Here is a 22,030-nt window from a genome sequence, read left to right on the forward strand (position 1 = left end):
TATGGGGTCCGCAACATCAATAGCGCCCTTTTTTGTTCCGGCAGCCGGAATAAAAAGGGCGCTTATTGTTGTTCATATTTTCTGAAACTCCGTATCTATAAATCTTTCCGCTGAAAACGCAGCAAACCGATTACGAAAAGAGCAGCAGTATAAACCGCAGCGTAGACCACAAATGAATTCGAGGGAACTGAGTTCAAATTAAGAAGTGAAAATGCGCCGCCGCTGAACGAGACCATACCGCCAAGATCGTCCAGACTGAACAGCACTGCTGTCATTTTGCGCTGCAAACCATCAACCGGCATGAGCATTGACATGAAGCCTGTCATATTGTTTAGCATATGAAGTGCATCGCCTTCCAGGCTCAGCGATGAGCTCACCTTATCAATCATGCCTCCCAGCCAGCCTGCGCCGTAAAGCATCGTCATAAATACCCCGTTCCCGAGCGCCGAAAAAAATCCTGAGCCCAGCATCGACAATGTGATCAACAGCGGAACACTTGAAGCAAAAATCAGGAAAGCTTTAACCAAGGCTGCCATATCTCTAGGTATTGCGGCATGAGCATTCGTAATGAATAGAATAGCCGCGAAAAGTATCAGTGCGTAGAGCAACCCAAGCGTGACATAGCCAAGCCAACGGCCGAGATACCATTTCCAGCGTGGAATCGGTCTGGGCAACATCGCCTGCATTACTCCCTGCTCCGCCTCACCGGCAATGGCCGAGAAGGAGCTGAAGATCGCCAGAAAAGCGATGACAAACGATCCGAAGAAAAAACCTAACGTCAGTATAAATGCCCCATTCGTAAACCGCTCAATCAGAATGCTGCCATTCATGATCCCGGACCCGCCGCCAAAACGTCGATCTCCGCCGATAGTATCGGCCACAAACCAGAAAGCAAGCAGGAAGATCACTGTCATCACCAGGGTCAGCATCATCACCCTTTTGCGGAGCATTTCCTTCCAGGTCATCCCGAGTATAATTCTCATTCCCGCTCCCCCCTGTGACTCAGTCCGGATACCGCATCCATAAACCATTCCTCCAGACGCTCTTTTTTACGCTTCACTTCATATAAAGTCAAACCCTGTTCTATAAAAACCGCATTCAGCCAGCCCACCTGCTCTTCACTTTCCAGCTCTGCTTCCAGCCATACAATTCCGCTGTCAGGAGCCGTCCCCTGCAAGGAGTCCCGTTCCTGCTTATCTTCACCCGAAGAGATGTTGATTGACAGTCCGGTAAAATCATTCAGCCAGGACAGCAAAAAAGGCGAAAAGCCGCCCACTTTAAAATGCCAGCTCGTTCGCTTATTTAATATTTCTGATACTGTGCCGTGCCGCAGGATAAGACCGTTATTCAGCAGTGCCATCCGGTCGCACAGCACCTCAACATCCTCAAGCAGATGAGAGTTGAGAAAAATAGTGATTCCGCGCTCCTTCAAGCGCTCCAGAATACCTCTGACTTCCATGCGTCCAATCGGGTCGAGCGCAGATGAAGGTTCATCCAGGAAAACGATCTCCGGCTCGTTCACCAGCGCGCAAGCCAGTCCCAGCCGCTGCTGCATTCCCTTGGAGTAATGCTTGACCCTGTCCCGTCCGCGTTGTCCAATCCCCACCTCATTAAGCAGCTGAGGAATTCTTTGATCCGCCACGGTTTTATCGATCCGGCATAATCTGGCATGCAGCCGCACAACCTCTTCCCCGGTTAGCCATTCCTGATAGCGGTACAACTCCGGCAGATAACCGATCTTCATCTTGGCTTCCATCGTACCAATTTTATGTCCTAACAAAGAGGCGCTTCCGCCTGTAGGATGGATAAGTCCAACCAGCATCTTCACAAAGGTGCTTTTCCCGGCACCGTTGGGGCCGAGGAAGCCAAAGGCTTCCCCTTTCCCCACACGAATCGTTACATCCCGGCAACCGCGCCCGTTGCTGTATTCTTTGGTCAACGAGCTGGCTTCTATTGCGGGAATGCTCATGATTTGATCAGCTCCTGCAGTTTTGTCATAAACTTAGCTTTGTCCGAATACACTTCTCCTCCGGAGAAATCGAACAACTGGCCGTTCTTCACCCAAGTCGCACTATATTGCGCTCCTCTGCTATATTCGTTTTTATTAAAAATAACCGGTGTCCCGTCAATAGTGATTTCTTCTGAAAACTGCCCCTTAATCAGCGGCAATGGAATGTCGCCGGATAGAATCCGGCTTTGCTGCAAACTGGATTTCAGATGATCCGGGAGAAGCGGAAAGTCAAGGACAGCCTTAACGGCTTCTTCTACGTCTATAGACGGATCTACCGTCACTATTGGCGTATTCATCTGAGTAAAGCTCGCCCAATGCTCATTGTCCGTGGATAAGTCGTAGCGGACGATCTCAGGAATAGCCAGAGTAATCGGCTTGCCATCTATAGATTCCGGTAGCAGCTGATCTGATCCCAGGCGCAGCAACGCTTCGTTAACTGCGTCGACGTTCAGCGTAAGGGTCATCTCCTGGGAAGGACTAATCCAAGCAGACTTGACTTGGTCAAAGCCTTCCCCGCTGACTGCGCTGTACCCCAGCATTTTCTGCAAATCATTTATAGGCACCGCTCCATCGATGGTTCCGGACGAACTCGAAACCGCTCCGAATTTACTGGCAGCTTCGCCGACAGTTCCCCCCTCGGTAATCTGATTGAAGATATTCCGCAGATCGGCCTCATTCACAACTGTTGGTTCCTGCATCCGGAATTGGTTCAAGATTGCCGCCATTGCTGTGTTACCAACCGGAGTGGCAAGAATGCCAGCGAAGATAGCTACAGCGGCTGCTGTTGCCGCCCACTTCCGCCGGCGGTTCATCAGAGGTCGCCGAGTCCGTCTTCCCGTTTTCTTGCCTTCCGTAGTAGAATCAGCCTGCCCTGTTATCTGCGTCATTGTAGCCCTACCGTCGGCTGTACCAGCTGTAGAAGCAGCATTTATTAAGGGATCTTTGTTTGTCTTTGATTGCTGGCCCCAAGCTGCCCATACCGGATTTACCGGTTCCTGCGCAATGCTGTCTTGCAGCCTGGCCCAAGCTTCATCCATATTCAGCTGATCTGATTCATGTTTTATAGGATTGGTCATTGATCGTTCCTCCTAAGTAATATATAGAAGCAAAATTTCCAAACGCCGCTATCCTCACGGTCTAGTCGTCTGCGGGAGCGTCTCTACCGCATGTTGCCTTAGCTTCAGTGTGGCCCTGCTAAGCAGTGTCCCGACAACCGGCGGCTTTACGCCGAGTTCTCCGGCGATCTCTGCGTAGCTGTAACCCGAATACCTCAGCAACAGCGCCTGTCTGTCTCTGTCCGGCAGGCTGTCCAGCCAGGTCCTGACATCCTCCTGGTCCAGCTTGGCGAGCACCACCTCTTCACCTGTAGGCGGTGAGGCCCCAATATCGTAGAGGAGCTCCTGCTTATTTTGCAGCCGCCGTTCTCTGGCTACTTTATTCAAATAATCATATCCGACCCGGGTAAGCACTCTATGCAGCCAGGCACCGAGCGCTCCGGGGTCATCCGGCGGATTGCGGTAAAGTCTTAAAAATACATCCTGGGCTAAATCGTCCGCCGCCGTCTCATCCCGTACCAAAGCAGCAAGTTTGCGCCGCACCACAGGATAGTGTTCATAAAATAAAGCTTTGAATATATCAGATTCCGGAATATCCATTGTTTAAATCCTCCTTATCAGCTGCAGCTATAAGTAAGACGAAGGCTGGAGCTTTTTTGTATCAGAGAACGTCAAAAACATCTTACCACAAACAAAAAAAGCAGCCCCTTTTTATAAAAAAAGGAACTGCCCATATCTTCTAATAACCGTGCACAGTGATGTTTAGTATTCTTATAATTACAATCTGCAAGGTCCGAATATACATAATAGTGACAAATAATAAAATATTTCCAGGCTTAAATATTTAAAAAGTGTTGATTAGACTAGCAAAATATAGTAATTTCAGAAGGTAAACTACTATAAATTTGAGAGGTGGCGTTAACAATGGAAAAGATGTGTATGGAAATGATGATGAATATGTGCATGGAAGACATGATGGCCAAGATGAACACTATGAAGATGTGCATGGAGAAGATGACTGAAATGAACATGATGGACATGGATATGGACATGATGATGAAGAAAATGCAAGACTGCGATGAAATGATGACCATGTGTATGACGATGATGCGTGAAGGAATGCAAATGTCGAAATAATTCATCTTTCAGATTGTTAATGTGAATCCGCAAAATTCACCTTAACGTAAAGCTCGCAAGTCTTGGCAGAGCAGACTAACTGCATGCCATTTTTTTATTTTTGTATTATCAAATAAGGGTATCAATTCATCTATTATCTGATCTTGATATATCTCTCCTGAATTTGCTTAGCCACTGTAATCCGCTCCATCTTCAGCTCCCAAATCTTCTCTTTCCACCGGTAACTGTCCTCAGCATCCTCATGTTCTCTCAACTTGTTGAACAATTCCAACAGCATCAGGTTTATATGATCAAACCGGTTCCAGAGTTCCCGGACATTCTCCACTCTTTCCCGCTCTTCGGAAGCTTCCTTGTAGTTCTTTAAATTCTCAATGATGTCAGCCTGCCACTGTCCATCGTTAATTGCTTTGGCGTAGTTTAAAAGATCCAGATAATCATCGACTGACATGTGTACCGACTCCTTAATTCCGTTATACCAAGTATTATACTCGGTATTGTATATATTGCAAGAGGTGCATCACAAAAAAATGCGGACATCAGAGATGCCCGCACATAATATTTATTACATAAGCTTCTTTATATCATCCTTAATCTGTTCCGATTTTGGACCAAATACGATTTGCACCGCACCATGACCAAGTCTCATAACCCCGGAAGCGCCTAGTTGTTTAAGCGCAGCATCTTTTACCGCCTTATCGTCGTTTACGATCAACCGCAGCCGTGTAATGCAGGCATCAATATTCCGGATGTTGGACGGTCCGCCGATGTTTTCCAGAATTTTTTCGGCTTGGGAAGAAACACCTGCCGAAGCCCCGCCGATGGACTTTTCTTCGATTTCATCCTCGGTCTCATCTTCCCGCCCAGGCGTCTTCAGCTTAAATTTCACTATAATGAAGCCGAAGAGCACATAATAGAGGACGAAGAACGCAAGTCCTATCGGGATAAGCATCCATGCATTAGTAGTAAGCTTCAGGTACAGCAAGGAATCAATCAAACCTGCGGAGAATCCGAAGCCCATCTTAACATCAAGGACGTACATCAGGGCCAATGATAACCCTGTCAAAATGGCATGCACCAGATATAAGAGCGGAGCAACGAACATAAAGGAAAACTCAAGCGGTTCAGTAATACCTGTTAAAAAGGAAGCAATCGCTGAACCAATAAAGATAGAGGCAACCAGTTTGCGTTTCTCCGGTTTTGCAGTATGGATAAAAGCAAAGGCTGCGCCAGGCAGAGCGAACATCATAATCGGGAAGAACCCGGTCATGAACATCCCTGCGGTTTTGTCTCCGGCGAAGAAACGTGTCAAGTCCCCGTGTACCAGTTCACCGGCTGCATTGGTAAAGTCACCAATTTGAAACCAAGCAATGGTGTTGAGTACGTGATGTAATCCAATAGGGATCAGCAAGCGGTTGGCTGTACCGAAGATAAATGCGCCCACCGCGCCGAGACCCACAACCCAGTTCCCGAAATCACTGATTACATCCTGTATAGGGCTCCAGATCATACCTACGAATATGGCAAGCACCATCATGGAACCGGCAGTCACGATCGGAACAAAACGTTTGCCTGCGAAGAATCCCAGCCAGTCCGGCATCTTGATATTGTGGTATTTTTTATAGAGGAAGGCCGCCCATGCACCGGCGAAGATACCCCCGAGTACCCCCATATTCAGAACAACATCGTCGTTGATAAATGAGAACTGCAAGGGTACGATAGCCAGAACTTTGGTGAGTACCAGGTATGAAATCAACGCAGACAATGCCGCTACAGCATCTCCGGCGAACCCTATGGCCACACCGATAGCAAATATTAAAGCGAGATTGCCGAATATGGCACCCGCGCCAGCATTCAGGAATGGAGCAACATATTGATTCAGGAATCCGCCTACATTAGCCCCCAGATGCCAATCTTTTTCGTAATTTATCAAAGCTAACCCTTGCAGAATCCCTGCTGCCGGCAATGTCGCGACCGGAAGCATCAGAGACTTACCTAACTTTTGTAAAAAAGCCAACATAATATCATCCCCTTGGTTTCATGATTGGTTCTGCTCAAGTATGCTAGCGCTTTGAAGCCACCCGTAGAACGATATTCGTACCCGCTGTGACTGCACCATAGAGGCTCTCTACTTCCGGTAGATGTTCCTCCATACTCGTTACGATTACCGGTGAGATTGTTGCAAGTCCTGCCGCCTGTATAGCCTCAAGATCAAACTCAATCAAGGTCTGCCCTGCCTTTACGCTGTCTCCGGTAGCAACATGGCTGACAAATCCGTTGCCTTTCAGGCTGACCGTGTCGATTCCGATATGTAGCAACAGCTGTAATCCGGACGGATGCTCAAGAATCAATGCGTGATTGGACTTCACGATATGGGCAATCTTGCCGTCAAACGGAGCCTTAAGCCTCCCCTCAGCAGGTTCAATTGCAATTCCGCTGCCCATGTGTCCGCCGGCAAAGGTATCATCAGGGACCTGGTTCAAAGGAACCGCTTGCCCGCTGATAGGAGCTGTAATTTCTATGATCTGTTCAGTATGCTGCTCTTCTTTTTTGGATTTCCATTTGGAAAACATCCGCGCCACTCCTCGCAAGCTGCTATTTGTTCTTCTCTAAAGTTTGGAATAGCCGGTGCAAGTGCATCGCCAGGAAACATAATTCTTCATCAGGAACTTCCACTTCCAGTGAACTTTGCATTACTTTCCCGAGTTTCTGCGCCAGCTTATATTCCGCTTTATACTCCTTCTTAATGTGCTTCACGAAGGGATTATCTATTAAGGATCCCTGCAGTATCCGTTCCAGCGAAAACCGCAGATGAATCATCAACCGGACATGGTTCATACTGCCGTGCTCAAAGGTAATCTTCCGCTCTTCCCGGATCATCTCAATCAATTCATTCACGATATTGGAGGCTTTCACCAGCTGTCCAACCGGAACATTGCTCACAGCGGAGTATACATGATAGGTGAGGAATCCTACTTCGTCCTCAGGAATCTGTATTTTAAACTCGTCACTGATTTTTTCTGCCGCTTTGAAAGCGATCTCAAATTCCTTCGGGAAAGTCATTTTGGTTTCCTGTAAAAAAGGATTAATTATATCCATCCCGTTGCGCAAACGGTAGATGGTAAACTGGATATGACTCGGGAGCGCCAAATAAATCTTGTCGTTTAACTTGCCGGGAAACTGACAGGTGATATCTCCGATAATCTCATCGGTGATTTTCATTATTTTAGGATCAATGTCCTCGAGCAGTATTTGATACTGGCTCCATTCTTCCCGGTCTTCCAGGCGAAACAGCTTTTCGATCCGGTGATCGTTGCTTTCAATCACACCGGCATCTTTCACCGCAAAACCGATGCCTTTGCCAATAATGACATATTCCTTGCCGTTCTTTTCTCCCTGGACCATTACAACGTTATTCCCTATCATACGCTGTACTTGAAATTGTTCGATTTCCCGTGACAAGTTCTCCCCTCCTTCCCCTAATATTCAGGCTACAGGCAACAAAAAAAGCCAAGAATCGTCTCAAATGAATGAAGACAATCCTTGGCTCATGCCCTTTACGGTAACACGCCAACTACATATAAATGATCATTTATGAGCCTATCATAAATCATAGTCCATAACGCCGTCAATGGTAATTTTTCAAAGTCAAGCAAACTCATAAGCCTAAGCTTATTCAACCGTAATCCATCGGCACATTCGGGTAATCACGTCTTTCATAACTACAGGTTTACTTATGAAATCAGTTGCGCCCGCCGCCAGGCACTTCTCACGGTCCTCTTTCATAGTTTTAGCTGAAATTGCAATAATCGGCAGATCCGGAAGCAGGAGTTCTTCACGGATGATAGACAGAGTATCATAACCATCCAGATTCGGCATCATAATATCGAGCAGTACGATATCCACATTTGCCTGTTCCCTGACAATCTGTAAACACTCAAAGCCTGACTGTGCCGTCAGGATATTCATCTGATAAGGCTCCAGCCCTTGCTTAAGAGCATAAATATTACGAAGATCATCATCAACAATCAGCACAGTCCTGCCTTGAAGCATCTCATATTGTTTCTCAAACAAACTTGTGTCCACAGTTATAGTGGCCTTCTCAGGCTTTTGAGTGACTTCCCGCTCCCGTGCCGCCGCAACGGATGACCAGGAGCCCGGCGGCTGAAGTCCATCCTCCATGTCAGCTTCAAGGCAACGGCAAGGAAGAAATAGTGTAAAAGTGCTGCCTTGGCCCAGCTCGCTTTGCAGTGAAATATACCCACCCAGTAATCTGGCCAGCTGCAGGGAGATTGACAGACCCAATCCGGTTCCCCCAAATTTGCGTACAGTTGAACCGTCTGCCTGCATGAAAGCTTCAAAAATCAGCTCACGATGCTCTTCCGAAATCCCGATTCCCGTATCCTTGACGGAGAAAGCCAAAACTGGCTCAGTTGGGTTATACTGCGGGTCAGAATAAGCTTCGATCCGGGTAATGTCAACTTGCACGGAACCTTCCTCCGTAAACTTAAAGGCATTGGAGAGCAGATTGCGCAGAATTTGATGCAGCCGCATTTCGTCGGTATAAAATAGATCCGGTACTTCTGCACCGATGTTCACAGAAAACTCCAATTTCTGTTGTTCGGCGGTTTTACCAAAATAACCCCTGAGCAATGTAGGCAGCTCCGTAAGATTGACCGCATCCATTTCCACCATCATTTTGCCGGCTTCCACCTTGGACAGATCGAGAATATCGTTGATCATGACCAGCAAATCACTGCCGGAATTGTGAATGACCGAAGCATAACCTTGTTCTTCCTCGCTTAAGTTGTTATTGCGGTTCTCGGCCAGCAGTTGGGATAGGATAAGCATACTATTCAGCGGAGTACGCAGCTCATGCGACATATTCGCCAGAAATTCCGATTTATAGCGGGAGCTTAACTCAAGCTGCTCATTATATCGTTCCAGTTCCACTGCGGCATTCTCTGCAACGGCCTTCTGATTCTCCAGTTCCCGGTTGACCGTGAGCAATTCATTCGTTTGATTTTGCAATTCTTCGGTCTGCACCTGCAATTCCTCAGATTGCACCTGCAGTTCTTCCGATTGAACTTGCAGCTCTTCATTCATGACCTGGGAATCATGATACAGTTTCTGGATTTCCATACGGGTCATCACTGAATTCACGGAAACCGCCATCATGTCCAAAAGCTTGGACAAAAGCTCATGGTGATACGATGCCCATTGGGTCAATGAAGCTACTTCCAATACAGCCACTGTTTTATTCTCAAAAATAATCGGTGCAATGACTGCGAAGCGGGGAGCCGTTCTGCCCAGTGCAGAATTAATGCTGATATAATTCTCCGGCAAATCTTCAACTATAATTATACGTTTATCTACTGCACATTGTCCCACAAGACCCTCACCGGGTAAGATCGAGTCTTCTGCAAACGGGAATTCTTTTTTCTCAGCACCGGCATAGGAATACATACATTTATAACGTTCCTTATGATCCATAACATAAATGGCACCGTACTGCATCTCAAGGGTTGTTGCCAGTTTATTCATAAAACTCCTGCATAACAAATAAATATCTGTAGCTTCCTGCAGAATTGCGGACATGGCAGTCTGCTGCTCACTGCTCCACTGTTCCAGCTGCACTGTATCCAGCAGACTATTGGTAGCTTCACCAAGATCATAGATTTCATCCATGGTCTTTACCTTTATCCGCTCAGACATATTGCCGCCTCCAGCGATCCCATTAATTGCCAGGATGACATGCTGCAGCGGATTTACAATACTTGCAGAGATTAAATACGTAATCAAGAGCGCGAGCAGCGCAACCAGTGTCCATAGAATATACATGGTTATCAGAAGTCTGCTATTGCTTTCCTTCAAATTCGAAATCCGTTCATTGGTTAGATTCCGCTCGTTATCCCGAAAATAGTCGGACTGCGAGCGGATCGAGTCAATAACCGATTTGCCGGTATCATTGCGGAAAAACTCAGCTATGGCTTCATCCTCACCATTCCGCTTTAGATCAACGACTTGCTGTCCTGCCAGATCAATCCATAATTGAATGTTCTCTTTAATAATGCCCAAATTCCGCATCTGGTCCGGATTGTCAGCAATCAGACCCTTTAGCTTTGCGAGATTAATCTGCCAATCTCTAAGGCCATTATTAAATGGATCCAGGTAGGAATTGTCACCGGTAAGCGCATATCCTCTTTGTCCGGTCTCCATATCCAAGACATTTTTTTCAATTTGATATGTAAGCTCGTGCACTTCTATATCATGATCACTCAGGAAAACTGTTTCCTTCTCAAGATCGGTAATTCTACTGGATACGATCAGCAGAAAAAGGCCTAACATTAATAAAATCAAGACATAGCCTACCGCAATTTTGCCACGGATCTTTAAGCTCCAAGCTTGCTTCTTGGGCAAAGGTTTCAACCTCCATCTTGCATCCCGATATATACTCCCATTTTATTGTAAGTATTGGTAATGTAGTGAACAAGTCGCTCGATTGCAAAATGTAAGAATATATTTCATATTCATCCTTTTATTGTCACAAGTAGCTTTCACTTTGTGGCAGTCTATCTTTTAATTGACGGATATTGTTTTCAAGTTTGATAATAACATCCTCCAACTCTCTCGGATCAATTCCTCTAACGATCGGAGGAGCGACTGGAATCGCCTTGGTCTCAGCTTTCATTTCGCGCAGTTCAATCTGCTGTTCCTGCCACTTATCCATCAAATCGGCAATCGTCGCATAAAATCGTTCGTAATCCTTGATTACGCTGTCCAGAAAAGTGTCTACTTCCTCCGCGTCATAACCACGAAGCTTCATACCAAATTCCTTCTCATGAATCGTCAGTGCATCAAGTGTAATACCGAGCTGGCTGAACAGCTTTCTTTGCTTGTCCAATCGGCGTTTCATATGTTCATCCATTTAAGTGACCTCCAAGTTATCTGTGTTCTCCGGCAGTAACCATTATAACAGGCTGAGTGCAACCTGAAAATATCACTAAAGTTGCAGTTCTGATTTCATAGCTTCACTGATTGCCCTCCTCGCGAAAAGGGTAAGGTAAGAATACATCAGCAATACTACTCTTTTCGCAGAAAGGAAGATCACATAATGAGCCACTTAAGTAACTCGCAGCTGGCCACGCTTAAAGCGGCTTTAGAAGAGCGCAAGGAAGAATTGGAACAACATTTCTCCAGTAATGGTGAAGAAAACAGCCTGTTCGGTGATTCGCTCAAAATCTCAACCGGTGAACTCTCCTCCGTCGACAACCACCCGGCTGATACAGGCACAGAGACCTTCGAAAGAAGCAGAGATTTGGGTATTAACAAAGCTCTTACAGAAGAATTAGAAGAGATAGAAGCAGCGCTGCAGCGAATGAAGGATGGAACCTACGGTGTCTGCATCGCCAGCAAACAAAACATCCCTTATGAACGTTTAGAGGCCATTCCTTACACAGCCTATGCCGTAGAATACTCTCCCGGCAGAGAGCTCTCGAGTGACCGTCCCGTAGAAGAACAGGTAATGACTCCTCCTCCTGCCGGGGCAGGCGAGGGACGGCAGGAGCATAGCGGAAGATTTGATGATGCCGGGGCAGGCGAGGGACGGCAGGAGCATAGCGGAAGATTTGATGATGCCGGGGCCTGGGATTCCGTTGAGGACTACGGCAGCGCCAGCTCTCCGGTCACACCTCCCGGGCAGGATGTAGAAAAAGAGGATTCCTGACTTTAGAAATTATCCGCTACCGCCTTGTTTAATATACCGAGGCAGCGGTCAAGGTCTGTCTTCACCTGCTTTTTATAGAGCCTGGCTTTTTCCTCCCCATCGGCCGTGAAATGATATAAGACGATTTCCTGAAAATCGACCTTAGGATCATTTCCCTTCAACTGCTTAGTGCGGTAAAGTATTCCTTGCTGCACCAGTTCATGGAGCGCACGGTAGATTTCACTTTGGGGAGGAGAATAGCCATATGCTTTGAAATCTCTCCGCAAATCCTCCAGCATTTGATAACCGTATCCCTTGTGCTGTTCTACCATCGTAATCAGATATACTTTAATAAAAGCCCGCTGGGCAATCATAAATGCCATCGGCAACCCCTCCTTGTAGTGGAATGACTATACCTGCATTCTTTCTAACCTCTTCAGTAAACTCTATTGAACACTCTATTGCATAACTCTAGTAAAACACTATTTACCAATTTTCACAACCTGAAGCCCCCGCTTGCTTAGGGTCCACTTTTTCCTTGTTTGTAAGATATAAGTGAAGATAAAATGGTGGTCATTCTCGTTGAAATGTGGGTGAGTGATTTTTTTGATTTTCCTATTGTGAATTTTTCATATGTTGAAATTAGGGTTATAGTGGTTGTTGTGATGGATGGTGCGCTGCCGCCTGACTAAAATAGAACTATATTGTTGTGTAACTTCTGGATTCCGCCATTTAGCCAGGTGCGGCAAATTCAGATGCACTTGAACCTCTCATTTCATCCAGATGCCTGTCGCGCCGATTTCTAATGTGCTTTCTGTGCAGCATACTGACACAGTTTCTGACACTTTTATGCGATCAGAAGTAGCCGCGCCTGTACCTCATCAAATTTTCGAGTGATCCACAATTTTCACAATGCATTATCTTCTATACAATAAAAAAACTGTTCTTCCGGCTTGCCAGCGGAAGAACAGTTTTTGTTAGTTCAATATGGGGTCAAGGAGACTGATAAAGCCCCTTGCAATCAAACTTTATTTACAATCTGTTACGGTTATAAGTATCGGTTGTATCCCTCTTGATCAAGGTGCCATCCACTGTAGTATCGCTGTAAAGGTTATTGTAACGACTGGAATTCAGAGATTGGCTGCCGCTGAATACCTCGTGGATATCCCGGCCCCTGCCGTTGTCATCTACGAGAACAAGAATTTTGCCGCTGTCGACATATCCTTCATATTCCTTGGCTTCATCCTCAGGGATACCAAGACCAATCAATCCGCCTACCAGACCACCGGCACCTGCACCAATAGCTGCTCCAGTGAGTGTTGCCACAATAGGTCCAGCCGCCAGAATGGGACCAATCCCCGGAATGGCCAATGCCCCGATTCCTGCGAGCAACCCGGTAATTCCGCCTACCACACCACCTGTAGCCGCGCCTGTCGCTACCCCTTCGGGAGCCATCGTACCTGTATCATCAGAAATGCTTTTTAATTCATCGCGGTCTCTTGTGATTACTGAGATTTCGTCATTGCTGACTCCTCGACTTTGAAGTCCTTCAATTGCTCTGGTCGCTTCTTGTTCCGTATCGAAAACTCCTACAATTTTGTTAGTCACTTGAAGCCCTCCTTCGTAATTGTGGTTCGCTACATTATTACCCTTTAGCGGCTGAACCAAACAGTTTACAGGAACAAGACTTCACAATTCCCTGAAAATTTATAGTTTTGTTATTCTGCGTACGATCAGTCGTCCCTGTTTAACAAGATGTATCCGTGCAGGTCGATTCACCGTCCTTATTTCACCGGATGTATCCGTGCGGGACGATTCATCGTTCTTATTTGACCGGATGTATCCGTGCAGGTCGATTCATCGTTCTTATTTGACCGGATGTATCCGTGTGGGACGATACATCGTCCCTATTTAACCGGATGTATCCGTGCGGGACGATTCATCGTTCTTATTTGACCGGATGTATCCGTGTGGGACGATTCATCGTCCCTATTTAACCGGACGGGTCCGGTTTGTAGGCGCCGCCTGCAGCGGATCATCCGGCCAATAATGCTTGGGATATCTGCCTTTGAGATCCTTCTTAACCTCGAAATAGGTACTGCGCCAAAAGCTCGCCAGATCGGAGGTGACCTGCATCGGCCGTCTCGCCGGTGACAGCAGATGCAGCAGTACAGGAACTTGCCCCATGCCGATTCTCGGTGTATCTACCTGTCCGAACATCTCCTGGAGTCTTACTGCCAGCACAGGCGCACCCGAATTGCCGTAATCCAGCGGTATCCGAGATCCGCTGGGCACCGCGATATGTGTCGGAGCTTCCTTGTCCAGCTTCTGTCTGCTGTTCCAGTCCAGCATTCCTTCAAGCGCCCGGCTTAAGGGAAGACGCTGAAGATCACGCAGGTTGCGCATGCCCTGGATGAAGGGCCTCAGCCATTCATCCAGCGAGCCAAGCAAGGCTTCATCTGCCACATCAGGCCAATCCGTCCGCAGTCCATGCATGAATGCCATCCGCTGCCGCAACTGCACTGTTCCTTTATCCCAAGGCAATAGCTCCAGACCTTCTGCGGATATCACCCCCAGCAGAACATCCTCCGTCTCTTCTGCCGTAGGCCGCTCATGCGAGGTCTCTTTCAATACCAGAGCGCCGAGCAGCGTGCGCCGGCGTGCCTTGACGCTTCCGCTCTCTTTGTCCCAGTAGACCTCCCGTTCCTCTGTAAAACTGCCCGCATGATGACGGAGCAGTTCTTCTTCAGGCAGATCTGCGGCCAGCATGATCCGTCCCTGCCCGGCGCGGTCGTCCACGCCGGCGGCAACAATATAGGGCGAACGCGACAGCGGCTGCCCTTCCCGCATCGCCGCCCCCCGGCCGCCGGCCAGCAGAAACGCGCCATCGCCGCGTTTCTGCCCGACCCGGTCGGGATAGGCGAACGACAGCAGCAGCCCTGTGCCGCTGCTGTCTCGGGGCACTTCCGGCGCGGCCTGCAGCTGCGCCAGGAGATTCCGGCTCTCGCGCTGCACCGCGCGCAAGATCGCCGGGTCCGCTCCGCCCAACTCGGCGGAGCGCTCGAACCTCAACAGCGCCTCCACGCGCAGCGTGAGGTCGCTGTCCGCAGCGGCGGGACCCTTGAAGAGGTCCCGCTCCTGCAGCAGCACCGCCAGCCGGCAGGCGAGCGGCGCAGCGCCAAGCTCTGCCGCGCGTAGCAGCATATGCGCGGCACGCGGGTGCGCGCCAAGCGCTGCCATGCTGCGGCCGTGCGGCGTGATGGCGCCGCCGGCATCCAGCGCGCCGAGCTGGCGCAGCAGCGCAGCACCCTGCGCGTAAGGCGCGGCGGGAGGCGCATCCAGCCAGGACAGCGCGGCAGGATCGCGCACGCCCCACAGCGCCAGCTCCAGCGCGAGCTGCGCCAGGTCGGTTTCCATGATTTCCGGCACGTTGTCATCCGGAAGACGGTGATGCTCCTCGCTGCTCCACAGCCGGTAGCAGACTCCCGGTGCAGTCCGCCCTGCCCGGCCGCGCCGTTGATCCGCCGATGCCTTCGAGACCGGTACTGTTGTCAGCCGCGGCATGCCGGTGCGCGGAGAAAATACCTGCGTACGGCGCTGTCCGGTGTCAATCACCGTGCGCACCCCTTCGATGGTCAAGCTTGTTTCGGCGATGGAAGTCGCCAATACAACCTTGCGCTCACCCGGCACGGCTGGAGCCACTGCCGCATCCTGCATGGCCTGCGGGAGCTGGCCATACAGCGGCCGCAGCACCGTCCCTTGGGGAAGCGCCCTGCTCTGCAGCTCACGTTCGGTACGGCGGATCTCCCGTTCGCCGGGCAGGAACACCAGTACATCACCGGGCTGCTCATCCAGGGCCCGGCGGACTGCCGTAGCCGCAGCAAGCTCCAGTTGCGCTGTGCCTGATCCCGGAACATAAATCGTCTCCACCGGATAGGTGCGGCCGGGACAATTCACTACCGGCGCTCCGCCAAGCAGCGCCGACACCCGTTCTCCATCCAGTGTAGCTGACATTATGAGAATACGCAGATCTTCACGCAGCACAGACTGCGCCTCCAGCGTCAGTGCCAGCCCGAGATCAGCATGAAGACTGCGCTCATGAAATTCATCAAAAATAATAAGTCCAACATCGCCAAGCGAAGGATCGCTTTGCAGCATTCTCGTCAGCACACCTTCGGTCACAACAACAATCCGTGTATTTTTGCCAACCTTGCTGTCCATACGCATCCGGTAGCCTACCGTCTGTCCCACACTCTCTCCAAGGCAGGCCGCCATATAGACAGCCGCTGAACGGGCTGCAAGCCTTCTGGGCTCCAGCATAAGAATACTCTTGCCAGACATCCACGGCTCGTCCAAAAAAGCCGGGGGTGTTCCGGTCGTCTTCCCCGCACCGGGTTCGGCAATAAGTACAGCTGCTTTATTCTTATTCAGTATCAATTTCAGGTCAGGAAGCACCTGCATAATAGGAAGCTGTTTCATCTTTTCTCTCCATAATCTGTGATTAACTTGGTATAATTGGCAGCGCGTATTGCATCTTTCCTGCCTAATCATCATGGGCGAAACGATCCTAAATTTCAAGATGCTTCATAAAGTTACATCGAACTCACAGTCGGATACACATGTACCGAAAGATAAAAAAAAGCCTGCCGCCCTTCCGGGCGCAGACTTATTCTTCTTCACTCAGCAGCTTCTGACAAATTTTATCGCCGTACTCCAGGATGGAACTGCTGCTCCCCAGCCCACGCTGCCTCAGCAGTTCCTGCAGCCGAAGTCGCTTCATGGAGAGCTTGTTCTCCAGCGTTTTCTGCTCACCAGAACCAGAATCTCCGCTGTTGCGGCATGCTGCCAGCAGTTCCTCAAGGGTTACACATTCCTTACGCAGTGTGATCTCTTCCGGCAGCAACCCGGCATTTTTCATAATCTTGAATGACATCCGCAGTTCCTCAGGAACCCCCGACAAGTCCTCCAGCTCCAGCGGCTTTCCAGCCCCGGGAAGATTCTTGAATTCCCCGCTCCGCATCGCTTCCTGAATCCGCTGCTCCGCCAGCCATGACAGCATGCCCATATCGTACCGCTCCTTGTGTTCAGAACCCGTTTTGCTTCTTATTTTATCACAGCCGCTATGTCATTTCATTTCTGCTTGGGTTTATGATAACCGCGGTCTCCGTAGGGAGACAGCTGATCCATCCATTTGCTCTCCAGGTCGGGAAGCTGCTTTCTGTACTTGGCCAGCTCGGACACGGATGCCACAAAATCCTCCTCCGGTTTGATTTGTTCCAGAATCTCAAAACGGAAGGCCTCTTCTCCGTACTCTACCCAGTCGGCCATCAGCGATTTATTGTCATGGCTATTAATATCGAGCATAAATTTATGCTTGTTCCATACGCCTTCCAGGTTAAGGCTGCTGCCTACAAAAGACTTATCGTTCTTCGTATTCACAATCCGGTATACACCCATCGGCCGATGAGAGTGGGCATAATCATAGGCCAGTTCTTTGCGTTTTGCTTTTTCCATTATTCCTGATCTCTCCTTCAATAATAAGCTCTGTCCCGGTCCACAGGCTCTATAATTTAACCCAGTAGCTGCTGCCGTCATCCTCGCGGTCCAGCAAGCCATAATCAATCAGATAGCGCCGCAGTGTGACATGATCGGGGAAGGCTTCACCCAGAATGGCGTTAACCTCTTTCTCACTGTATTTGCGGCCGGCGGCAAACCTCTTAATCAGCTGGCGAAGAATGGCGGCTTTCCGCTTCTGCTTCTTGGGAAATTCGGATAACGGGCCATCCAGTCCCTCCTTAAAATAAGTCCCAAGGATCTCGGCATTCTCCTCTTCCGTAATAGCAAAACGTTCATCGACCATGGAAGTGGAGCGCGGGATACTTACAAATGGTGAAGAAACACCCGGTTTCTCCTCAGCAAGCTCCATGACGGCAAGAAACAATTTGGCTTGCTTGACCTTCTCACGCAGTGTGAACCGGTGATTCCGCACTGTGGAAGTACTGCCGATTCCTAGCTCCTTGGCAACCTCCCCGTCACTGAGGCTCTGATGAAATGCAAGCAGCAGCCCTTTCTGCAGATCCGTCAGCCCTATAAGTTTCTTATCCATTCCGAGCAGCCAATTAAACATGGTGCCATGAACATTAGCCACATGAAGCGCAGCATATTTCTCTGCCTCATAGTAATGGTTGTCATTCTTATAGATAATACCCTTCTCATATTCCTCACCGCATACCAGACAGGTATAGATTCCTGAACGGTCTCGCGTCTCAAAAATATAACCTTGCTTTAACTCTTCAATCGAGGCATTCCAGAATTTTTCCGAAATACTGACTGAACCCTTTCCTTCCGGCAACTCAATCACCCAATCCACTTTATTTAATATAGACATATTATCATTTTGTTTGTTATTTTACAACTATCTAATTAGATTGTTTAGTTTTTGTTCTTGTGAAAAAAATAAAAAACACCACCTTTCGGCAGTGCTTCATTCCTTTTATTGTTCAGCATCCGATTTTATGAACTACCCTAGAGTGTAGCCGAGGCTTGTTTCAGCAATGCACCCAGCAGCTCATAATCAACCGGTTTGCCTTCAAGCAGTTTGGCTGTTCTTCTTTCCGGTTTTCCGGCTTCGAACAATCCGTCAGGAGCTTCCAATTCTGCTGCATTGAAGATGGAAAAGGTCACCCACCCCTTAGCGGTGGTAATAACTGCAGCATACTTGCCGTTTTTAAGAAAATGCGGTTTGCCGTATTGAATACGCTCCTGTACCTCCGGAATGGAATCATGAACCAGCTGGCGGAGTTGATTACACAGCTCAATTTGCCATGGCTGTTGGACACTGTTAATGAAATCTGTAACCTCTTGATTCATAGGATCACCTTTTTCTGTGATAGATTATTTAATGCTTAACCTACTGCTCTCTTGCGATGGCGGCAATCTCCCGGCTTTCCAGAATATCACGGTCAGATCCATGGACTGATAGATGAATCATAGCCAGACCGATCTCTTTTAGTGAAACCGCATATTTAGGGAAAAGCGCCCGCACCACAGGGTAGAGCCATTGTATAGCATATAATACTTATGAGTCCGGGTCAGCCCAGGCCCTTTAGCTGAAATGTTACCATAACCTGTATGTTTACAACAAGAAAAACACAGCAAACAGCCTCAACCCTGATCATTGATCTGATCACCGGTTAAGGCTGTTTGCTGGGAAGCAGATGATTTATCACCCGCTGCGTTATGGGTTAGGACAACAGCGATTCTGCTCCGTCGATCACAATCTGCGCACCCGTTATATGAATGGATTCATCCGAGGCTAGGAAAGCAACCAGATCCGCTACATTTTCCGGCTTGCCCGGTCCATCCGCGAGTGGCTGTGCCCCTTCCGGAAATTCAATCGGAATCACGATAGCTTCCATATCCTCATTAAATTCCGTGCTCTCATCAATATTGGTGGAGATCGCACCCGGACAGATTACATTGACCCGGATTTTGAACTTGGCCAGCTCCAGTGCCGCCATCTTGGCAAAGGCTACCTGACCGGCTTTAGTTGTGCTGTATGGGGACCAGCCGAAGCTGGCGAATCTGCTGTTACCGTTAATCGAGCTGGTGATAATGATGCTGCCTTTCCCTTTATCCTTCAGATGGGGAATGCTGTACTTCAGCGTCAGGAAGGTTCCGGTCAGATTGACCGATATGGTGCGTTCCCAATCACTAAGGCTGAGTTCCTCAATCGGACCCACAGCTCCGTTAATTCCAGCATTGGCGAACACAATATCAAGACCTCCGAAATGCTCGACGGTTCTGCGTACTGCTTCTTTCATCCGTTCCTCATCCGAGGTGTCTACGTCAATAGCCAGTGCACAATCCTTGCGGAGTTTGTTCAGCTTCTGCTCCAGGATCGAAGTACGCTCATTCACCAGATCAAACAAGGCTACATTTGCACCTTCGCGCGCCATTTGAATCGCCGTCGCTCTGCCGATTCCCGAGCCCGCACCTGTGATTATGGCTGTTTTTCCAAGAAAACGCTGCTTTTTAGCTATATTTGGGCTCATATGTACACTCTCCTTCCGATTCGTCCATCCAAGTGGCTCTGTTTCAAGATTACCCAAATCGACCTTGATTATAATCAGCTTATGCAAAATTTGTGCAAACCAAGCAGCAAGTTGCACTAAAGATGCACAAAACAAGAGGATATGACCCGGTTGTCTCATTCAGATACAAAACTAAGCCCCACAATGTGGGGCTTAGTTTTGTACATTTAGTTTCCCAGCTGACGGACATCCACCTTCACGGTGAGCGTGCCCGATACTCCGCGGTAGACACCTTTGACCGGTACAATATCCTTGTAATCCCGGCCATGCCCAAGTTTGATATAACGCCAGCTTACTTCTACATTATTGGTGGGATCAAAACCAAGCCAGCCCGTGCCGGGAATATGCGTCTCCACCCAGGCATGCGAAGCCTGCTCGAAATTGGCATTGGCTCCCTGCAAATCACCAACAAAATGATACCCGCTAACATATCTGGAAGGCAGACCGACACTGCGGCAGACCGCAATCATTAAGTGTGCGTAATCCTGGCAGACGCCGCGCTTCAGCTTTAATGCTTTTTTCACAGTCGTGTTCACACTGGTAGCTTCGGGATCATACGTAAATTGCTCGTAGATGGTCGAAGACAGCTTTTTGGTCCACTCGTACATATCATCGGCTTCGTCAAAGGGATGCTGTGAAGCAAATTCAACCAGCTCAGGAGTCACTTCCGTATAACGTGTCGGCAAGATGAACTCAACATACCGGTTCTGGAATTTCTCATCATTGAGCAGTCTTACCTGCTCTTCCAGCGGAAGATGCGGCAGATCGTTACCCTGTGCTTTATCTAAAGTCACTACGGTCGCCTTGGTATGGATGACCATCTCCGTATGCGGCTTGTTCACGGAATAAGCATGAACCCGGTTGCCAAAGAAATCCTCGTAAGTCAGCAAATTGGCGGGGGGAAATACCTCTACCTCATGATGGTAGCAGGACTGGCGGTAATTCGTGCGCGGCGTCAGCCTGATTTCATTGACACTGTCCGTAACCGGCTCGGGATAGCTGTAGGTGGTCGTATGATGGATTTGAATTTTCATACCCGCACTCCTTCGCGGCGAAAAAAGGCGCCTTCCATCGTTTTGCCCAGTCTCTGGCATGATAACATCAGCGAATGCAGCACATCCTCGACGAGATCGCCGGACATTTCTTCTTTCTCCATATAATCCAGCTCCGCTTTGATCTTTCCAGCCTGGCGAATGACCTTCTCATGCCCGGAGCCCTTCTCAGAAGTATCCAGCTCGAGCTTGGCTAAATGCTCCTCCAATTTATGGAATGAAAAGCGGATCGAACGCGGAAAAGAGGCATTCACAATGAGGAACTCCAGAATACTCTCCGGCGACATGGCATCTGCATAATACCTTCGGAAGGATTGATATCCGCTCACGGATTTCAGCACCGCCTGAAGCTGGGTATAAATTGCGTTAATATCCTTAGACTTGCACTGTACAGTGACCGCCTGCAGAATCCGTGTCGTGTTCTCTGCCCGTTCCAGAAAGCGGCCGCTTTCAATAAAATGCCATTCATTTCCCCTCAGCATGACAGACTGCTCTGCACCGAGGAACATCGCCGCCCGCTCTTTGACCTGCTGATAGAAATGATGCGGCCCCCGCATAATATCCGCTACCGACTGCTCTGCGAGCCACAGATTAAAACCGTTGGCAATATCCCACAGCTCGCTTGGCAAATGCTGACGCAGAGTGCGCAGATTGTTGCGCGCTTGATGAACACAAGAGAATAAAGAATTGGAATTGCCCAGATCCAGCGTAATGAAGGACAATACATCCTGTTCCGAAAAGCTGTCAAATTGCCGCAGGTATTCATTTCTGACCCCGAGCGCATCAATCAGCCTCGACCATTTATGTCCTTCCTCCTGGAAGTCCTCTTCCTGTTGAATATGATAATGCACATCGATAAGCCGCGCATGATTCTCTGCCCGTTCAATATACCGGCCGATCCAAAACAAAGCCTCCGCATTACGATTCAGCATCCTCGCCACTCCCTCATCTAACATAGTGATTCGGCATTTTATGATCCA

General features: G+C 48.7%; 22 protein-coding genes. 2 read left to right on the forward strand and 20 right to left on the reverse strand.

Annotated elements, in window-relative coordinates; translation table 11 throughout:
* Window positions 1-95: 95 nt before the first annotated feature.
* The 4 genes from ACQ76X_RS19475 to ACQ76X_RS19490 are packed head-to-tail and all read right to left on the reverse strand — an operon-like array spanning window position 96 to window position 3,666.
* Entirely contained in the window at window positions 96-983 is an 888-nt protein-coding gene (locus ACQ76X_RS19475) for an ABC transporter permease (protein ID WP_438495519.1), read from the reverse strand.
* Window positions 980-1,969, reverse strand: a complete 990-nt coding sequence (locus ACQ76X_RS19480; RefSeq protein ID WP_438495520.1) for an ABC transporter ATP-binding protein — start codon at window positions 1,967-1,969, stop codon at window positions 980-982. The genes ACQ76X_RS19475 and ACQ76X_RS19480 overlap by 4 nt, the downstream gene beginning before the upstream one ends.
* Window positions 1,966-3,087 carry a hypothetical protein gene (locus ACQ76X_RS19485; protein WP_438495521.1) on the reverse strand — a complete coding sequence of 374 codons (1,122 nt, stop codon included), beginning with the start codon at window positions 3,085-3,087 and terminating at the stop codon, window positions 1,966-1,968. Before ACQ76X_RS19485 ends, ACQ76X_RS19480 begins: the two co-directional genes overlap by 4 nt.
* A gap of 54 nt (window positions 3,088-3,141) precedes the next feature.
* Window positions 3,142-3,666, reverse strand: a complete 525-nt coding sequence (locus ACQ76X_RS19490) for a sigma-70 family RNA polymerase sigma factor (protein WP_438495522.1) — start codon at window positions 3,664-3,666, stop codon at window positions 3,142-3,144.
* A 324-nt stretch (window positions 3,667-3,990) separates the two neighbouring features.
* Here ACQ76X_RS19490 and ACQ76X_RS19495 point away from each other — a divergent pair, with 324 nt between their 5' ends.
* The gene (locus ACQ76X_RS19495) at window positions 3,991-4,203 is read left to right on the forward strand and encodes a hypothetical protein (protein WP_438495523.1); all 213 of its coding nucleotides are present in this window, start codon (window positions 3,991-3,993) and stop codon (window positions 4,201-4,203) included.
* 133 nt (window positions 4,204-4,336) lie between these two features.
* On the opposite strand, the gene ACQ76X_RS19500 is transcribed toward ACQ76X_RS19495, so the two are convergent.
* From ACQ76X_RS19500 to ACQ76X_RS19525, 6 genes are all read right to left on the reverse strand, one after another.
* Window positions 4,337-4,651, reverse strand: coding sequence for a hypothetical protein (locus tag ACQ76X_RS19500; protein ID WP_438495524.1), 315 nt, complete (start codon window positions 4,649-4,651; stop codon window positions 4,337-4,339).
* A 114-nt stretch (window positions 4,652-4,765) separates the two neighbouring features.
* On the reverse strand, window positions 4,766-6,220 hold the full coding sequence (locus ACQ76X_RS19505; RefSeq protein WP_438495525.1) for a PTS transporter subunit EIIC: 1,455 nt from the start codon (window positions 6,218-6,220) through the stop codon (window positions 4,766-4,768).
* Window positions 6,221-6,263: 43 nt separating this feature from the next.
* Window positions 6,264-6,773, reverse strand: a complete 510-nt coding sequence (locus ACQ76X_RS19510) for a PTS sugar transporter subunit IIA (RefSeq protein WP_438495526.1) — start codon at window positions 6,771-6,773, stop codon at window positions 6,264-6,266.
* Window positions 6,774-6,795: 22 nt separating this feature from the next.
* Window positions 6,796-7,662, reverse strand: a complete 867-nt coding sequence (locus ACQ76X_RS19515) for a PRD domain-containing protein (RefSeq protein WP_438495527.1) — start codon at window positions 7,660-7,662, stop codon at window positions 6,796-6,798.
* Between the two features lie 210 nt (window positions 7,663-7,872).
* On the reverse strand, window positions 7,873-10,620 hold the full coding sequence (locus tag ACQ76X_RS19520; protein ID WP_438495528.1) for a CHASE3 domain-containing protein: 2,748 nt from the start codon (window positions 10,618-10,620) through the stop codon (window positions 7,873-7,875).
* Window positions 10,621-10,744: 124 nt separating this feature from the next.
* On the reverse strand, window positions 10,745-11,128 hold the full coding sequence (locus ACQ76X_RS19525) for a DivIVA domain-containing protein (protein WP_076109250.1): 384 nt from the start codon (window positions 11,126-11,128) through the stop codon (window positions 10,745-10,747).
* Window positions 11,129-11,314: 186 nt separating this feature from the next.
* On the opposite strand from ACQ76X_RS19525, the gene ACQ76X_RS19530 reads away from it, so the two are divergent.
* Complete coding sequence (locus ACQ76X_RS19530) at window positions 11,315-11,926, forward strand: TraR/DksA C4-type zinc finger protein (RefSeq protein WP_438495529.1); 612 nt, start codon at window positions 11,315-11,317, stop codon at window positions 11,924-11,926.
* Window positions 11,927-11,928: 2 nt separating this feature from the next.
* Here ACQ76X_RS19530 and ACQ76X_RS19535 read toward each other — a convergent pair whose 3' ends face one another.
* The 10 genes from ACQ76X_RS19535 to ACQ76X_RS19580 form a co-directional block, all read right to left on the reverse strand.
* Window positions 11,929-12,288, reverse strand: coding sequence for a helix-turn-helix transcriptional regulator (locus ACQ76X_RS19535; RefSeq protein ID WP_438495530.1), 360 nt, complete (start codon window positions 12,286-12,288; stop codon window positions 11,929-11,931).
* 649 nt (window positions 12,289-12,937) lie between these two features.
* Window positions 12,938-13,513 carry a general stress protein gene (locus ACQ76X_RS19540; RefSeq protein ID WP_438495531.1) on the reverse strand — a complete coding sequence of 192 codons (576 nt, stop codon included), beginning with the start codon at window positions 13,511-13,513 and terminating at the stop codon, window positions 12,938-12,940.
* A 381-nt stretch (window positions 13,514-13,894) separates the two neighbouring features.
* The gene (gene hrpB / locus ACQ76X_RS19545; protein ID WP_438495532.1) at window positions 13,895-16,384 is read right to left on the reverse strand and encodes an ATP-dependent helicase HrpB; all 2,490 of its coding nucleotides are present in this window, start codon (window positions 16,382-16,384) and stop codon (window positions 13,895-13,897) included.
* Window positions 16,385-16,571: 187 nt separating this feature from the next.
* Window positions 16,572-16,970 carry a DnaJ family domain-containing protein gene (locus tag ACQ76X_RS19550; RefSeq protein WP_438495533.1) on the reverse strand — a complete coding sequence of 133 codons (399 nt, stop codon included), beginning with the start codon at window positions 16,968-16,970 and terminating at the stop codon, window positions 16,572-16,574.
* A 65-nt stretch (window positions 16,971-17,035) separates the two neighbouring features.
* Window positions 17,036-17,419: a GIY-YIG nuclease family protein gene (locus tag ACQ76X_RS19555; protein WP_438495534.1), complete on the reverse strand. Its 384-nt coding sequence runs from the start codon at window positions 17,417-17,419 to the stop codon at window positions 17,036-17,038.
* 49 nt (window positions 17,420-17,468) lie between these two features.
* On the reverse strand, window positions 17,469-18,293 hold the full coding sequence (locus ACQ76X_RS19560) for a DUF2087 domain-containing protein (protein WP_340898591.1): 825 nt from the start codon (window positions 18,291-18,293) through the stop codon (window positions 17,469-17,471).
* A 137-nt stretch (window positions 18,294-18,430) separates the two neighbouring features.
* On the reverse strand, window positions 18,431-18,775 hold the full coding sequence (locus tag ACQ76X_RS19565) for a DUF1801 domain-containing protein (RefSeq protein ID WP_438495535.1): 345 nt from the start codon (window positions 18,773-18,775) through the stop codon (window positions 18,431-18,433).
* A 374-nt stretch (window positions 18,776-19,149) separates the two neighbouring features.
* On the reverse strand, window positions 19,150-19,959 hold the full coding sequence (locus ACQ76X_RS19570) for an SDR family oxidoreductase (protein ID WP_438495536.1): 810 nt from the start codon (window positions 19,957-19,959) through the stop codon (window positions 19,150-19,152).
* A 206-nt stretch (window positions 19,960-20,165) separates the two neighbouring features.
* Window positions 20,166-21,032, reverse strand: a complete 867-nt coding sequence (locus ACQ76X_RS19575) for a transglutaminase family protein (protein WP_038591251.1) — start codon at window positions 21,030-21,032, stop codon at window positions 20,166-20,168.
* Entirely contained in the window at window positions 21,029-21,982 is a 954-nt protein-coding gene (locus ACQ76X_RS19580; protein WP_076109245.1) for an alpha-E domain-containing protein, read from the reverse strand. The genes ACQ76X_RS19575 and ACQ76X_RS19580 overlap by 4 nt, the downstream gene beginning before the upstream one ends.
* Window positions 21,983-22,030: the final 48 nt, after the last annotated feature.

The sequence above is a fragment of the Paenibacillus sp. IHBB 3054 genome, from assembly GCF_051594305.1.
Lineage (GTDB): Bacteria > Bacillota > Bacilli > Paenibacillales > Paenibacillaceae > Paenibacillus_AQ.